This window comes from Winkia sp. UMB3158 (assembly GCF_030217145.1).
Classification (GTDB): domain Bacteria; phylum Actinomycetota; class Actinomycetes; order Actinomycetales; family Actinomycetaceae; genus Winkia; species Winkia anitrata.
This window is the reverse complement of record NZ_JASONH010000002.1, coordinates 186,836-201,913: the sequence shown is the minus strand read 5'-3', so window position 1 is coordinate 201,913 and position 15,078 is coordinate 186,836. Positions and strand designations below refer to the sequence as shown.

13 protein-coding genes are annotated in these 15,078 nt (G+C 57.9%); 5 read left to right on the top strand and 8 right to left on the bottom strand.

The features are described from left to right. Nucleotides 1-28 precede the first annotated feature (28 nt). The 3 genes from QP400_RS02790 (at nucleotide 29) to fdhD (ending at nucleotide 4,954) form a co-directional block, all read left to right on the top strand. On the top strand, nucleotides 29-1,477 hold the full coding sequence (locus QP400_RS02790) for an amidohydrolase family protein (RefSeq protein ID WP_070424956.1): 1,449 nt from the start codon (nucleotides 29-31) through the stop codon (nucleotides 1,475-1,477). Nucleotides 1,478-1,739: 262 nt separating this feature from the next. Further along, entirely contained in the window at nucleotides 1,740-4,037 is a 2,298-nt protein-coding gene (locus QP400_RS02785) for an FdhF/YdeP family oxidoreductase (RefSeq protein ID WP_083285964.1), read from the top strand. Further along, nucleotides 4,037-4,954, top strand: a complete 918-nt coding sequence (fdhD, locus tag QP400_RS02780; protein ID WP_285462493.1) for a formate dehydrogenase accessory sulfurtransferase FdhD — start codon at nucleotides 4,037-4,039, stop codon at nucleotides 4,952-4,954. Before QP400_RS02785 ends, fdhD begins: the two co-directional genes overlap by 1 nt. On the opposite strand, the gene QP400_RS02775 is transcribed toward fdhD, so the two are convergent. The 5 genes from QP400_RS02775 to QP400_RS02755 all read right to left on the bottom strand — a co-directional run bounded on the left by QP400_RS02775 (nucleotide 4,955) and on the right by QP400_RS02755 (nucleotide 10,888). Beyond that, nucleotides 4,955-5,896, bottom strand: coding sequence for a 2-hydroxyacid dehydrogenase (locus QP400_RS02775; protein ID WP_070424954.1), 942 nt, complete (start codon nucleotides 5,894-5,896; stop codon nucleotides 4,955-4,957). A 46-nt stretch (nucleotides 5,897-5,942) separates the two neighbouring features. Then, nucleotides 5,943-6,914, bottom strand: coding sequence for an amidohydrolase family protein (locus QP400_RS02770; protein ID WP_101485826.1), 972 nt, complete (start codon nucleotides 6,912-6,914; stop codon nucleotides 5,943-5,945). Nucleotides 6,915-7,038: 124 nt separating this feature from the next. Further along, nucleotides 7,039-8,481, bottom strand: a complete 1,443-nt coding sequence (locus tag QP400_RS02765) for a mannitol dehydrogenase family protein (RefSeq protein WP_070424952.1) — start codon at nucleotides 8,479-8,481, stop codon at nucleotides 7,039-7,041. 29 nt (nucleotides 8,482-8,510) lie between these two features. After that, nucleotides 8,511-9,827, bottom strand: a complete 1,317-nt coding sequence (locus QP400_RS02760) for an RbtT/DalT/CsbX family MFS transporter (RefSeq protein ID WP_256172920.1) — start codon at nucleotides 9,825-9,827, stop codon at nucleotides 8,511-8,513. A gap of 281 nt (nucleotides 9,828-10,108) precedes the next feature. Next, nucleotides 10,109-10,888, bottom strand: a complete 780-nt coding sequence (locus QP400_RS02755; RefSeq protein WP_285462491.1) for a DeoR/GlpR family DNA-binding transcription regulator — start codon at nucleotides 10,886-10,888, stop codon at nucleotides 10,109-10,111. 128 nt (nucleotides 10,889-11,016) lie between these two features. On the opposite strand from QP400_RS02755, the gene QP400_RS02750 reads away from it, so the two are divergent. Continuing rightward, nucleotides 11,017-11,559, top strand: a complete 543-nt coding sequence (locus tag QP400_RS02750) for a type II toxin-antitoxin system PemK/MazF family toxin (RefSeq protein ID WP_070424950.1) — start codon at nucleotides 11,017-11,019, stop codon at nucleotides 11,557-11,559. Between the two features lie 95 nt (nucleotides 11,560-11,654). Here the strand turns inward: QP400_RS02750 and QP400_RS02745 are convergent, their stop codons facing one another. From QP400_RS02745 to QP400_RS02735, 3 genes are all read right to left on the bottom strand, one after another. Then, nucleotides 11,655-11,966 (bottom strand): hypothetical protein, encoded by a 312-nt coding sequence (locus QP400_RS02745; protein WP_070424949.1) that lies wholly within the window; start codon nucleotides 11,964-11,966, stop codon nucleotides 11,655-11,657. 359 nt (nucleotides 11,967-12,325) lie between these two features. Then, a complete protein-coding gene (locus QP400_RS02740; RefSeq protein ID WP_070424948.1) occupies nucleotides 12,326-12,589 on the bottom strand; it encodes a hypothetical protein in 264 nt (87 codons plus the stop codon). A 3-nt stretch (nucleotides 12,590-12,592) separates the two neighbouring features. Continuing rightward, on the bottom strand, nucleotides 12,593-13,351 hold the full coding sequence (locus tag QP400_RS02735; RefSeq protein WP_070424947.1) for a hypothetical protein: 759 nt from the start codon (nucleotides 13,349-13,351) through the stop codon (nucleotides 12,593-12,595). 579 nt (nucleotides 13,352-13,930) lie between these two features. On the opposite strand from QP400_RS02735, the gene QP400_RS02730 reads away from it, so the two are divergent. Next, nucleotides 13,931-15,076 carry an acyl-CoA dehydrogenase family protein gene (locus QP400_RS02730; protein WP_070424946.1) on the top strand — a complete coding sequence of 382 codons (1,146 nt, stop codon included), beginning with the start codon at nucleotides 13,931-13,933 and terminating at the stop codon, nucleotides 15,074-15,076. Nucleotides 15,077-15,078 lie beyond the last annotated feature (2 nt).

Sequence of the window (15,078 nt, the reverse complement as noted above, 5' to 3'; positions counted from 1 at the left end):
AGAAAATACGCTTTCGTAGGGAGTTGTGATGACAAGGTTTGTGCCCGCCCCGGCAGCACTGGGACATGTACTTCTGCAGAACGTCACGGTAGTAGATCCGCGTGCCGGCAAGGCCCAGGCTGGCCAGGACGTGCTGGTAAAAGACGGCAAGATCGTAAAGGTCAGCAACCATCCCGCCGATGCCGAGGGCGCCACCATGGTTGACGCAACCGGCCTATTCGCCCTCCCCGGCTACAACGACATGCACTGTCACGCACTAAACATGCCAGACCAGGTAGCCACCCCCAACGCCCTCATGCTGGCTGCGGGCGTTACCGGATACCGCCACATGTCGGGCAGCAACAAAGTGCTGGATCAGCGTAAAGAGGGCACTCTGCCCACTTCGTTGGGCGCCCCCGAGGTGCTGGCGATTTCCGGGCCACTACTGACTCCTATAAGCGCAGGCAATCCCGACGCGGCCCGCAAAGCAGTGCGCGCCCAGGCTAAGCGCGGCGCCGACTTCATCAAGGTAGGCATGGTTTCGGCCAGCGTTTTCCGCGCCCTGATGGATGAGGCCAACAAGATTGGCATTCCCGTGGCGGGACATCTGCCCGAACACGTTGATCCGCGCGAGGCCGCCGACCTAGGCATGAAATGCATCGAACACATTGGCCCGGGCGCGGTCATGCTGGCGCCAGCTTCCACCGAAGAAGAGAAGGTTCGAAACACCAATTCCCCGAAGGACATCCCAGATCTACCCACGTTCAAATTCCCCTTTAGAGACGAAATTGCAGTGCGGCTGATGGACCCGATCATCACCAATCCGCGCACTATCACCAGCGAGAATGGGGCCAAGGCCATGCTCTTGGCCTACCAGTCTTTCAGCGACGAGCGCGCCGGGCAGCTCGCCGCCTACCTGAAGCAGCGCGGCACCTGGCAGTGCGCCACCCTAATCCGCCTACACACCCAGAATTTCGCCACTGATCCGGTACACGCCCGCGACCCGCGGCGCACCTACCTGCCCCAGTGGCGCCTGAAGAAGTGGGACAAGTCGGGCAAGAAGTTCGACAACTTGGGGCCCAAGATTAAGGACGCGCTGGCAATGAACTGGGAGTGCCAGAAGCGCCTGGCCGGGATTATTGCCGCCGAGGGCGTGCCCATGATCGCGGGCACTGACGCGGTAGGGGCAACCGGGATTATTGCCGGTTTGGGCTTGTTCGACGAGTTCAAGTTGTTGCGCTCTGCCGGAGTGAAGCCGCTAGAAATCCTACGGCAGGCCACCTGTTACCCCGCCGACTTCCTGGATCGGGCCGACTCGATGGGCAAGATCGCGGAAGGCTACGGGGCAAATATGGTGCTGTTGGGCTCCGATCCGCTGGCGGATTGGACCGAGGAGGATTGCGCGCTCCAGGACGTGCAGGCCGTAATGCGGGCGGGAGCCTACTGGGATCGCCCGCGCCTCGACCGAACGCTTCGCAACCTGCAGGCGAACTTCTAGGTAATATCTGTAAAGATTTTTGCGTAAATGTTGGGCCAGCTCGCCCTCGACGCCCCCTTGCCGAGGGCGGCCCCGCATTTAGTATTACCGCCCGCTAGGTATTGCCCACCTGGGTGGACACGGGTGAATAACGGCTTTTTGCTGCCCTTTTTGCGGGCGAGCGCAGCGCGACACCGGTGCTGGTGTTCGCTAGAAACTTACTGTCTTCAAAGCCATAGGATTAAGGGGTGCATTTAAACTAAATGACACTTATCCTATAGGCATGGCTCTGGAAGAAAACAACTTGATCATGGCGGACGCCGACGCCCGCGCTGACGTCGTCGACGACCCGAAAATTAAGAAACCGCACAAATCCGCAGTGGGCATCGAAGGCGCTACCCGCGGCATGTACTTTGGTGTGCGCGAATTTGGCGTCCTGAACCTGTTGGACCTGAACCGCCACAATGGCGTGAAGTGCCCGGGATGCGCGTGGCCGAACCCCAGTGCTGGCAAGGGCGGGTTCGTTGACTTTTGTGAAAATGGCGCTAAGGCTGTTGCTGAAGAATCCACTGCCCGCCGCTGTACCCCTGATTTCTTTGCAGAGCATCCATTCGCGGAACTGCGCGATCGCACCGACTACGAACTGAGCCACGAAGGCCGCCTAACCGCTCCCGTTATTAAACGTCCCGGCTCTGATCACTACGAGCCCATTACTTGGGAGGCAGCCTTCGACGCGATTGGGGACCAGCTGAAGAAGCTTGATCCGAACGAGTGTGCGTTCTACACCTCGGGTCGAACCTGCAACGAAACCGCGTACATGTTCCAGGTGTTGGCAAAGCGGCTGGGCACGAACAACCTGCCTGACTGCTCTAACATGTGTCACGAAGCTTCCGGCAAGGCCCTGATCCCCACCCTGGGGCTCGGCAAAGGGTCTGTCACCCTGGAAGACTTCGCCAACGCCGACCTGGTGATCACCCTGGGGCAGAACCCGGGCACTAACCATCCCCGCCAGCTCGGCTCCTTCGCGGCTTGCAAGGAAAATGGCGGCAAGATCGTAGTTATTAACCCGCTGCCCGAAGCTGGCCTGCGCAAGTTCCGCGACCCGCAGACCGTCAATGGGCTGATCGGCACCGGCACCCCGATCGCCGACGAGTTCTACCAAATCCGCCTAGATGGCGACCTGGCGTTCTTCCAAGCCGTAAACCAGGAGCTCATCAAGCGCGACGCCCTCGACCACGAATTCCTGGACAAGTACACCACCGGCCAGGAAGAAGTAATCGAGCACCTGAAGAACGTGGACCCCGACATGGTTCGCAAGGCCACCGGACTGCCCGACGAATCCATCCAGCGCGTAGCCGACCTGGTCGAAAAGGCCAATGGCGTCATCGTCTGCTGGGCGCTCGGGGCAACCCAGCACAAGAACTCTGTAGAAACCCTGCAGGAAATCGTCAACATGCTGCTACTTACCGGCAACATTGGCAAGCCCGGCGCCGGCACCTGCCCCGTTCGCGGCCACTCCAACGTGCAGGGCGACCGTACCATGGGCGTGTGGGAAGAGCCGCCGGAAAGCCTGTGCGCCGCCCTCGAAAAGGAATTCCAATTCCCCATCCCGCGCGAACACGGCTGGAACGTTGTCGAAACCGGCAAGGCTATTCGCGACGGCCGCTGCAAGTTCTTCATGCAGATGGGCGGTAACTTCTTGCGCGCGGCATCAGACACCGCGGTGCTGGAAAAGCACTTCCCGGAACTAGAAATGACCGTGCACGTGTCCACCAAGCTGAACCGCTCGCACATTTACCCGGGCAAAACTTCGATCATTCTGCCAACGCTGACCCGTTCGGATGCCTTCTACTACGGCAACGAACAGCAGTGCGTGACCACCGAAGACTCGATGGGGTACGTGACCGCTTCCTACGGCAAGCGGCGCGCATTGGATCACCTGCTGTCCGAAACCTACATCCTAGGCGAGATCGGCCACCGCATCGGCGGGGAAAACTGCTGGCGGCAGATGGGCCGCTCCACTAAGGAAATCCGTCGCCGCATCGAAAATACGATCCCCGGTTTCGAAAACTTCGAGCAGCGCCTCACCGAACCGAACGGGCTGATCCTGCCCAATGGGCCGCGTGAACGCAAGTTCACCACCAAGGACGGCAAGGCGCACCTGACCATCAACAACATTGAGCCGCTCGAATGCCCGCCGGGGCACGTGCTGCTGCAGACCCTGCGCTCGCACGACCAGTACAACACCACCATCTATGCGCTCTCTGACCGCTACCGTGGCATCAAGAAGGGCCGCCGCGTGGTACTGATCAACGAAGAAGACATCAAGGAACTGGGCTTCCAGCCCGGCGACGTGGTGGATCTGTACTCGGATTGGGACGGCACCACCCGGTACGCTCCCAACTTCCGCCTGGTCCCCTACAACACTCCGCGTCAGTGCGCCGCCGCGTACATGCCCGAGGCAAACGTGCTGATCGCCCTCGACAATGAATGCAAGGTGTCCCAGACGCCGGTCATGAAGTCCGTGCTGGTGTACATGAAGCCCGCAAAGAACTCCGGCGAAGGCGGCGAAAAGGAATAGTGGGTAAGGTGACTACGCGTGCCCGGCTGGTGCGCGTAGAAGGCCAGGGCGATTTTCGTACAGAAGACACCCTGGCGGTGGAAGAGCCCCTCGAGATCCGCATTGGGGGCAAGCCCTTCACCACCACCATGCGCACGCCCGGGGCCGACTACGAGCTGATTCACGGCTTCCTCTATTCCGAGGGCGTCATCCACACCGCGCAGGACATTGCTTCGATCCGCTCTTGCGATTCTGCGCGCCCGCGATCTGCCGGTCCGGTGGGGATGATGGGCCTGGCGGGTGACCCCGCAAACCGGGAGCGATTCCTGCTGGATTCTATTGGCGGCATTGGCGACCACACCGAGGCCAACTACAACGTCATGAACGTGACCTTAGCGCCCGGAGTTGAACTGCCCGAGGGCGCCTCCAGGCTTACCATGACCAGTTCAGCCTGCGGCATTTGCGGCACCTCGTCGATAGATCGGGTTATGGACAAGTGCGGGGTGGACATTGATCCCATCCGCCTCGATCCGCGCGTCGTTATCTCGCTACCCGACCGGCTGGCCGACTCGCAGCCCACGTTCAAAGCCACTGGCGCTACGCACGGGGCTGGCCTGTTCACCATGAGCGGTGAACTACTGTGCGTGCGCGAGGACGTAGGCCGCCACAACGCCGCCGACAAGGTTATTGGGTGGGCACTACAGCAGGGGCTGCTACCTGGGCGGGACCTGATCTTGGGCTTGTCCTCCAGGGCCTCCTTCGAGTTAGTGCAGAAGGCCATGATGGCCGGAATTCCCGCAGTGGTAGCGATCTCTTCAGCTACCTCCCTGGCGGTAAATCTTGCCCACGAGGCAGGTATTGCGCTGGCTGGATTTGTGCGCGGCGATCGATTCAACCTTTACGCCGGCCAGCTTATGCCAGCCGGCGTCACTATCTGACTACAGCGCCGTTTCCGCCTGTTCGCCCGCCAACACTGCCAGAATATTGCGTGCCGTCAGGGCGCTCATCTGCTCGCGCGTCTGCCTGGTAGCCGAACCAATGTGCGGTAGCAGCACCACGTTTTCCATGCCCAACAATTCGGGGCTAATCTGGGGTTCGCCCTCGTACACGTCTAGACCAGCACCCGCAATCTGGCCTTCTTGCAAGGCTTTTACCAGCGCCTTTTCGTCAACACAAGCTCCACGAGCGGTATTCACCAGGTATGCGGTGTCCTTCATTGACTGCAATGCGTCCGCATCAATCAGGTGGCGGGTTTCGTCAGTGAGCGGGCAGTGCAAGGACACCACGTCCGAAGAAGCAATCAGCTCGGCATTGTCTACCCGGCGCACATTCCCACCAATCCGGGAAGTGTCCTTGTCCGAATGCGCACTGTACAGGATGTCCATGCCGAAGGCGGCCCCGCGGCGCGCCATCGCCTCGCCGATCTGGCCTAACCCCACAATGCCCAAGGTGGCCCCTTGCAAACCCATGCCGAGCATGAAGGTGTGGTCGTAGCGCCAGGACTTTCCAGCGCGAACTAGGCGCTCGGCCTCGCCGGTGCGGCGAGTGACCTGCAGCAATAGTGTAAACGCCAAGTCGGCAGTGGCCTCGTGCAGCACCCCCGGCGTGGTGGTTACGGTGATGCCAGCCTGCTTCGCAGCCGCAACGTCAATGTTGTTGAAGCCAGCTGCACACTGGCCGATCACCTTCAGGTTTTTTGCACCCTGCAGCATCTGCGCATCAAGCGGATCAGATAGCGACGAGAACAGGGCATCCGCGTCGACAATCTGTTCGGCAAGCTCATTCCGATCCATGAAATGGTCGCCACCAACTACCTGGTGGTCAGAAAGCGGATCTAGCCCGGCGGGCAGCTGCGGTGCGGTAACAACAATTTTTGCCATACCCCCACCGTATCGCCCTTACCCGATCGTGGCAGTGGGGAAAAGACTAGCGCTTATACAACTCGCGCGCATTTTGGCTGAGAATCTGCTCGCGCAACTGCTCGGCTAGTCCGGCAGACTTGATATAGCTAAACGCGCGCGTGTACTTCTTGCCCTGGAAGTAGGGGTAATCCGATCCGGCCAACAGTTTGTGTGGGTCGTAGACTTGGGCTGCCAATTCCAACGAGGGCGCAAAAAAGTTCGCCGCATCAAACCAGATCTTGCGCAAACTCTCGGCGGGCGAAGCGGGGAAAGAGCCCCAATCCTCGAAGTTATCCTGCAGCCGCTGCGCCAAGAACGGCAGGTCGCCTCCCAAGTGCGCAATGTGGAAGCGGATGTTCGGGTATTTGCGCACGTAGTCGGCCTTCAGCAGATGCAAGGTGGCGATGGCGTCCTCGACAGGAGCGCCGTTCACCCACGCCAAGCCCTGGGTTGCCATAGGAGCGCAATGAGCTGACATCCCCGTGGGGTGAATATATAGAGGCGCATGGCGCCGATCCAATTCGGCAAAAATGGGGGCGAACCTGTCATCGGTTATGGCCGCCTGCGGGTCCGGCAGCAGCGAATTGATCGCAATGCCAACGAAACCCAATTCGTCCAGGCAATAGCCGATCTCGGAAACAGCCTGCCCCGGGTGCAAAAATGGAATAGCACCGTAAGCCAGGAACCGATCCGGGTATTTCTTGATTATTTCGGCATAAATGTCGTTGACCTTGCGCGCAGCCTGCGCCGCCAAATCAGCCTGATCCACCTGCGGCAATTGCGGAGTAGCAGAAAGGACCTGCACATCTACCCCGGCCTCATCCATCATGCGCAGCCTCGCCGCCACCTCTTCGTCCTCATTCGAAGCATTCATGTCGCGGGCAATTGCGGTAGAGTCCGGATCCACCCCAATCTGTTCAAGAAAATCCAGGTATTTCGCGGGATAGACGTGTGCGTGCGTGTCGATAACTTTGCCGGCCAGGCTAACTGTGTCCATGTCTCCTCCTTGCCTTCCCACACTAACGCCTAGCAATTCCTGCCGCCCGCCCAGCATCGGCCAAATAGTCGGGTTAAATGAAGGAGGAGGGCGGAATAGCTCCGCCCTCCCCTTGCGCGCCTAGTTACAGCGCCCGCATTACCTCGCGCGCTCCCTTCTCGCGCAAGTCGTGCAGGGCCTGCACAAATTCGGCCTTGAACTGCTCATTTTGGGCTAGCTCCCCAAAGACGAACTGGTCCTCAATGAACGCCGTGTCATCGCCCGCGGCCTGCTTCTTGGCCGCCTCTGCCAGCTCTTTGCCATGCTGGTCGTCAATGACTACCTCGGTGCCGTCCTCGGCCTTACCTTCGCACCCCAATGCCCACGCTGCGCACATGGCCGCACCAATCTTGGTCTGGCCGCCATCCTTCAGGTTCTGGCGAACCGAAGGGAGGACGAACTTCGGCATGCGATCGGAAGCATCCTGGGCCAGGCGCGCCAACGTGTCCGCGATTGCCTCGTTGCCGAACCGTTCAAAGAGCTCATCAATGTAGGCATCCAAATCAATCCCCGGAACCGGACGCAGCGTCGGACGTGCCTCCTGCTCCAGGTAGCGGCGAGTAACTTCGGCAATGTCCTCGTCGCGGGCAGAATCGTGACCATAAGTAAGGCCAAGCAGCCGGCCCCAGTGCGCCAGCGACTGGTGGGCAGCATTCAGCAGCCGCAACTTCATCAGCTCGTACGGGACTACGTCCTCCACAAGCTGGGCGCCGACCTCTTCATAGGCAGGACGGCCGAGCGGGAACTTGTCCTCAAGCACCCACTGCACGAAAGGCTCCGCCACTACCGGCCACGCGTCATCCAGATCCAATTCATCCTTCACCATCTGCCGATCCGCATCCGTAGTAACCGGGGTAATGCGATCGACCATACAGTTCGGGAAAGACACATTCTGGTCGATCCATTCAGCAAATTCAGGATCGGCAAGACGCGCCTGCTCTACCACGGCAGTGCGAGCAATATTGCCGTTACCAGGCAAGTTGTCGCAGGACATGACCGTGAACGGGGCCAATCCCGCCTCCTTGCGGCGGCGTAGCGCAGCCACAATGAAGCCGAAAGTGGTCTGCGGCTCCTCCGGATGTTCGGCGTCGTGGACGGCCCCCTTGGCATCGGTGCGGAACTTACCCGTCTCGTCGTCGATGTTGTAGCCGCCCTCGGTAACGGTCAGCGACACAATCTTCGTGTCGGCGCTGGCCATGCGGTCCACTACTGCAGCCGGGTCATCGGGCGCAAACAGGTAATCAATGATCGAGCCGATCACGGCAGGATCCTTTGTCCCGTCCGGATTCTTCAGCACCAGCGTGTACAGGTAGTCCTGACCGGCCAGGGCATCGCGCATCTTCTTGTCGCCTTCCATGACGCCCACACCGCAAATCGCCCAGTCCTTCGCCTTGCCCTCGCGCAGTAGGCGGTCAAGGAACATCGCCTGGTGGGAACGGTGGAAATTGCCCACCCCAAAGTGGACGATGCCAGCAGTTAGCTCGCTCCGATCGTAGGTCGGGGCCAAAGTAGAATCAGCCAATTTCATTTTTGCTCCTTTGCTTAGGGCTAGTTGGACTAGTCTGAGAGGACGGTTTCTGAATTTTTCTGCCTAGACATTTCGCCTGTCGGAAGCTTGAGTCCCAGCAGCAGTAGGAAGGAAATTACATACAGGCCAGCGAGCGCGTATGCCACGGCTCCGTATCCCGCGCTGTCCACTAACAGGGTAACCACTGCGGGACCAACGAAGGCGCCCAAGCCGGCCCCCAAGTTCAATATTGCCAGTGAGGATGCCTTCTCGCTTCCCGCATGCGCCATGATCAGCGGCGTGGTGGGCACGTGGGCAGACAGGCCAATGCCAATGGCGGCCATACCAAGGGCGATCAGCCAGAAGTTCGGGCCGGCAATATTCGGGATCATGTAGAGGTATACCAACGAGGCAGCCGACAGAGGCGTAGCCACCCACTGCAGGGTTCGGTGCCACCCCAACTTGTCACCTGCAATGCCCCACAGCACGTCACCGGCGATGGCGACTATCCCGAAGATGGTGAATTCTAGGATTGCCTTGCCCGGGGCCATGTGGTGTACGCGCTGCACATACACCAGGTAGAAGGCCTGCATTCCGTATTGTCCAGCAAGGTTGATAATCTTGACAATCCCCATAGCTCCCACTTTTGGACGACGCCACGTGATCGACAGGCCTCGCAGTAGCGATTCGGGTACGGAAATGTCTTTGGTGGCACGCGAGGATGGCTGGCTGCGTAGGAAGTACATCGTGACCCACCCGCCCAACGCGGCTAGGACCAGGCCGATCCACAACGTGGCGATCCCACCCAGGGACGGCACGAATAGTGAGGACAGGTACGATCCGATCGTCTGCATGCCTAGCGAGAAGGCGAACCAGAACCAGCCGGAGGCCGACGATTGGCGCTCTGGCACGGTCACCATCATCATCCAGGTTAGAAAACCGTAGGCCAACATTGGGTATCCGAAGCCGCGCATGCCGTAGATGACCATCAGCAAAGGCAAGGATTTGGAAGGGATAGCTACGGTGATGAAAAGGAAGTCGAACAGCAGGAACGAAACAAGTCCAATCAGCATTACCTTCCGGCAGCTGATTGCGTCACACAATGCCCCAGACAGGAACGCGGCAAGGGCGACCACTATGCCGTAGCAGGTGTAAACCAGCGAGGCCTGGCTTACTGTGAAGTCCAATTCCGTGTGGAAATAGTCCGTGATCCAAACGGCTTCAATTCCATCGCCGATGACGAATAGGACGACGCCCAAGATGCCGAGGGTCATTGCGGCGGGAAAGTGTATTTTGTGTGCCAACTGCGGCAGCTTGTCTAAGGACATCTTTGTCTCCCAATCGTTCAGAACGTGGCGTAGAGCCATGTCTTATGAATTCACCAAAACACTAAGGCTTGGTCGGGATCTAAGTCCTGAACAGTTGTGGGACTTAAGTAGTTAGTTCGCGGTCGTTTATATTAGAAAGATGAACGCTTTACGCTAATCTTTTCTCCTCGCACACTACGTACCTGCAGCTATCTGGTTTACAAGTATCTGGTTTACAAGCTGGCACTTTTAACATTGTCGAGGTCGGGCACGTTCATTTCGTGTCCATTTCGTGATCGTTGTGTGTTCACCACTGTTGGCAGAGAGTGGGCGATTACGCCCTACACGCGCACCACAGGCGCGCCTGGAAGCCGTTTCGCCGTGGCCGCCCGCAGCTGTTTGCCTGTAACGACCACTTCAACGTCGGACGTATTCGCAAACGACGCAAACAGGCAGTGACCAAACTTCGAATGGTCGGCCACTAAAATTGCCCTCTTAGCGCGACTTAGCGCCGCCCTCTTTACTGCTGCCACCGCCGGGTCTGGGGTGGAAAGCACGCCCGCATCCGAAATCCCGTTGGTGCCCATGTAGGCCAGATCGAAGGTCATCTGCCCCAGGGTTTGCAACGCCCAGTGATCTACCACGCCGCCGGTGATTGGGCGCACGCGCCCACCCGCAACAATCGCTGTAAGTCCAGGTAGAGCCGCCATCTGCTTGGCTGTGTACAACGAAGTAGTCACCACTGTCATGCCCTGCAAGCTGGGGAAATGCTCGGGAATAAGCGAGGGGAGGTAGCCTTCGTCTACAAACACTACGCGCGCCTGCCCCACCCTGGAGGCGGCCTCTTTCGCAATCGCCCTCTTCTCGGCAACAAAGGTTTCCTGGCGGTCCGCCCATGCGCGCTCAAAACTGCCGGTCTCTACTGCTCGAACCGTGCCGTACTGGCGCAATACTTGCCCTTTTTCCTCAAGCACTCGCAGGTCGCGGCGGATCGTCTGCCCAGAAACGCCAAAACGGTCGACTAGGTCGGCGACCGCCTTAGCGCCCTCGTGCTGCAACAACTTCAGCATTTGTGTCCGCCGCTCTGCCGACACCTGCTGATTGCGCGCAATAGAACCCATGCCCCAAAACTACCCCGACACCCGTGAACGCGATACTTTTGAGGAAAAGCGCCGGGAGCTTATGGGAAGCGCTCGAGGGCAAATTTTAGGATAAGCAGTAAAAGCGCACGGCAAGCACAGGGGGAACAATGGCAAATATTCCATGGGGGATGGTCCGCAAGGCTACCCGCCTACTACTAAGGGCTCTGAACAAAGGCGGCAGTCAGGGTAAAAGCGGGGACGCAAACGGCGGGTCTACGCAAGGCGCGCCCTCGGGAGCAAAGGCCCGCTACCTGCGTAAAGGGGCGCCACTTCCTAAATTTGACTATGCTCCCGCCCGCGACGGGGATGCCGATCCGGGCGAGGTCGTGTGGACGTGGGTTCCCTACGAAGAGGACGGCTCCCGCGGCAAGGACCGGCCGGTGCTCGTGCTGGCGTATTCGGGCGCGGAGGTAATCTGCGCGCAGCTGACCAGCAAAGATCACGATCGCGACGCCGCCCAGGAGGCTAGGTGGGGCCGCTACTGGATGGACATTGGCACTGGCAATTGGGATTCTAAGCGCCGCCCGTCCGAGGTGCGCTTAGACCGGCTGCTCTCCGTGCCACAGGATGCTGTTCGGCGCGAGGGCGGACGCCTAAACAAGCACACCTACAGCCAAGTTGTAGCCCAGATTCAGAAAATCCAAGGATAGCGCCAGGCGTAAAACCATGTTCGCACCGGGAGCACAACACCGCCATTACGAACTTGTGGTCTGCACACTATTTCCAGGCACTGATTTCAGTGAAACTAATCCGACTTGTTTTCCTTGCCGCCTGCACCAGATGCATTAGCTTTAGCTCGCATCTGCCCATCTTCTTTTTTTCTTAGGTAAATCTGGCAACCTAACCACACTATAATAATAGCTATGTAAAACAGCCCCGCCTTGATGCCAACATAACCCCGCATCATAACAGAGAAACCAAGCGCTATCAGGCATATACAGCTCAACCTATCCCGCGGTCCTAATTTTCGATATCGTTTCACCGTGTAGTAAAGCGCTCCAAATCCAATCGCTCCGCCCACTATTAAATAAAAAAGTAATTCACGATTCATATTCATTTACCTGTTACGAGCTGCTTGCATCCTCCGAAACCTAGTAACTCCCAGATAGCATCAGCTAAGAACGGCCAGGCGGTTTTAGCGAGAACCTTTTCTTGAGGATGCCTGCTCCTTTCCACGACTGAGGTACTTATGGGAACGGGCAAACCACCAAAAGATCATTACGCCTACCGAACCAACTACCACGAGTACCGGATGTCTCCATTTCAGCGGATGGATCACTGCCAGCACCATGAGACACAAACAGTTAAACCTACTTGCCCTTGTAAGCTTCCTACCCATTACGAGCATGTAGCCCACGCAGAACAATGCTAATGATGCGCAAATAAGTACGGTAATTTTTTGAATTAAATCCATATTTATTCGGCCTTAAGAAGATCTAAACAGCTACCAAACCCTAGGAGATTCCAAAATCCTTCAGCTATTAGAGGCCAAGCAGTTTTTAAGAACTTTACACCTGCGGGGTTTTTTGAAACTTGCGGGAGATGCTTGCTCACACCATTAGGTAACTTAGCTTTCAGCTGAGCTATGCCCTCTTTGACGGTGGCCTTTACTGCTTTCTCCATTCCACCGATCTTGTCGATAGCCGCAGCTATCTTCTTGGTTTTCCTGAGTTTGTTCAAAAACTATACGAGTTTAGGAACCCTACTGGCTACAGCAGCCCCACCAGTAGCTACTAGAGGCGCAATGTCAACGGCGCACTTTGCCGCCGTCGCAGCCCACCACCCAGCATCTGGATCCAGCGTTAGAGGGTACTTTGCATTCTTTGTATCAACAATCTGCCGAATACTACCGTCTGCGCGAAGCTCATAATGCGTTTTTACTTCATTGCCATCAGCATCTAACGCCCAAGGCTGCTTAACATATCCGACAGCCTGACCATTTGCGTCAGTAATGTTTAGAGCTCCGTTATTGCTCTCAGATACTGCGTATCCTTCAGGCAAATCAAGATCAAAATCAGCGTAGGATGCGGACTCGTCTTTTAAAATGGTAACCACCTGGGCTGACATATCCTCGCTAAGCAATGAAACACTTGTAGTTTCCCCATTTGGCGAAGTGGTGGTAGCCACGCCGTCTCGCACCGAACTCTGGCCGCCGTTGGCTGGCGAAAGCGACATTTTTTGCCCCTCATCTACATAAAGCCGGACATTACCGGCGGGGTCCACCCCTGACACAGCAACCTGCTGAGGACCGTCAACCGTGTCCAAGGAAATAGAATCAGACACCCCAGTTGTGTCTAGATTGCGATCAATCTTCCCTGCAAACCTCTCCTCAGCTACACCTGACTTACTTGCCACAAGGCCCCGCGCCGAGTAAGTACCCGGTTCAGCATCGACTTGTCCAACTGCCGTTCCTGCGGAGTCTGAGATTTCCCCATCTGCCATAGCCTACGGAACAATCCCCAGCGCCATAGCCAAAGAAAGGAGAGCTGCTATGACTACTCCTCTGAGTACAAAAACACTGCTTTTCATTACTTCACCTCCTCTTGCTCCATTGCGTAAGGCACGATACCCGCTCAGGCAAAGGCTCGCATCCGCAGGAAACAAGTTTTCCCGCATGATTACAGTCTTTTAATGCGCGAGTGGGACGCCCCAGTACCATTTGCAAGAGCTTGGGAAGGTAGTGTGCGCTCTGGGCGCGGACGGGCATTTACGCGAAGCGCAAGGGCGGGAGCGCACACTACCTTCCCAGACGCGCATTGGACAGGCGCTTGCGTGAAAGCGCAAGAGCGTGCCGCTTCGTGGGGAAAATGAAAGCCTAGAGCTTAGCGACCAAACGTGAGCGCGGTCTCTATTTCTTGGGACTAAACACCCATAAATTCTCCGCAGTCCCCATATGGGGGCATTGCATCCCATATTTGACACTACAGAGAGGCGTATCCCGGAAAGCACCCGCCGCCCCTCCAATAGATTTTTGCCGTAATCCAGAACTCACAGCGCAATCAACGCAGATTGGAGATTACGGTGTCATACCAACTAAATTCCGAGCAGGAACTACTACGCGATTTCGTTCGCGACTTCGCGAAGACCAAGCTTGAGCCCCTGGCCGCCAAGGCAGACGAGAAGGGCGAATTCGATCAGGAATCCTACGACGCACTCCTAGAGGCAGGCTTTGCTGCCCCCGGCATCCCCGAAGAGTACGGCGGAGACGGAATCGACTCGGTCTCCATGGCAATCGTCATGGAAGAAATCGCCCGCGTGAACGCTTCGGCCTCGACAATCCTAAGCTCCAACAAGCTGGGCATGATCCCGCTAATGCTGTACGGCACGGAAGAGCAGCGCAAGACCTACCTGCCCCCGGTTGCTGCGGGTGAGGCAATGTTCGGCTACGCGCTCAGCGAGTGGAATGCCGGTTCTGATCCAGGCGCTATGACTTGCATGGCCAAGGAAGAGGGCGACGAATACGTAATCAACGGCACCAAGGCTTGGGTGACTTCCGCGGGTATTGCCAAGTACATTGTTCTGTTCGCAGTTACTGATCCTGACGACAAGCGCCACCGCATCACCGCGTTCATGCTGCACGCTGACGACGAAGGCATTTCCCTGGGTGCGCCCGAACACAAGATGGGCATCCGCGGTTCTGTAACCCGCGAAATGGTGCTGAAGGACGTGCGCATCCCCGCCTCCCGCATGTTGGGCAAGCGCGGCCACGGCCTCTCGCTCGCTTTAGGCACTTTGGATCACACCCGCATTTCGATTGCCGCCCAGTCGGTCGGCATCGCGCAGGGCGCCATCGACCAGGCAGCCGAATACGTTACCAAGCGTGAACAGTTCGGTGCTCCCCTAGCAAAGCTGCAGGGCATCCAGTTCATGCTTGCCGACATGGCAATGAAGACCGAGGCCGCCCGCCAGCTCACCTACGCGGCTGCTGACCGTTCTGGCACTAAGGCTGATGACCTGACCTTCTTCGGCGCCAGCGCCAAGTGCTTCGCCTCCGACACTGCCATGGCGGTGACCACCGACGCCGTCCAGCTGCTGGGCGGACTCGGCTATTCGAAGGAGTCCCCGGTAGAGCGCATGATGCGCGACGCCAAGGTAACCCAGATTTACGAAGGCACCAACCAGATTCAGCGCATCGTCATCGCTCGCCAGCTGCTGAAGAACTACTAATC

What these genes read in the sequence shown, in the direction of transcription:
- QP400_RS02790 (WP_070424956.1), top strand. Translation starts at nt 29, where the DNA reads ATGACAAGGTTTGTGCCCGCCCCGGCAGCACTGGGACATGTACTTCTG.
- QP400_RS02785 (WP_083285964.1), top strand. Translation starts at nt 1,740, where the DNA reads ATGGCTCTGGAAGAAAACAACTTGATCATGGCGGACGCCGACGCCCGC.
- QP400_RS02775 (WP_070424954.1), bottom strand. Translation starts at nt 5,896, where the DNA reads ATGGCAAAAATTGTTGTTACCGCACCGCAGCTGCCCGCCGGGCTAGAT.
- QP400_RS02770 (WP_101485826.1), bottom strand. Translation starts at nt 6,914, where the DNA reads ATGGACACAGTTAGCCTGGCCGGCAAAGTTATCGACACGCACGCACAC.
- QP400_RS02765 (WP_070424952.1), bottom strand. Translation starts at nt 8,481, where the DNA reads ATGAAATTGGCTGATTCTACTTTGGCCCCGACCTACGATCGGAGCGAG.
- QP400_RS02760 (WP_256172920.1), bottom strand. Translation starts at nt 9,827, where the DNA reads ATGGCTCTACGCCACGTTCTGAACGATTGGGAGACAAAGATGTCCTTA.
- QP400_RS02755 (WP_285462491.1), bottom strand. Translation starts at nt 10,888, where the DNA reads ATGGGTTCTATTGCGCGCAATCAGCAGGTGTCGGCAGAGCGGCGGACA.
- QP400_RS02750 (WP_070424950.1), top strand. Translation starts at nt 11,017, where the DNA reads ATGGCAAATATTCCATGGGGGATGGTCCGCAAGGCTACCCGCCTACTA.
- QP400_RS02745 (WP_070424949.1), bottom strand. Translation starts at nt 11,966, where the DNA reads ATGAATATGAATCGTGAATTACTTTTTTATTTAATAGTGGGCGGAGCG.
- QP400_RS02735 (WP_070424947.1), bottom strand. Translation starts at nt 13,351, where the DNA reads ATGGCAGATGGGGAAATCTCAGACTCCGCAGGAACGGCAGTTGGACAA.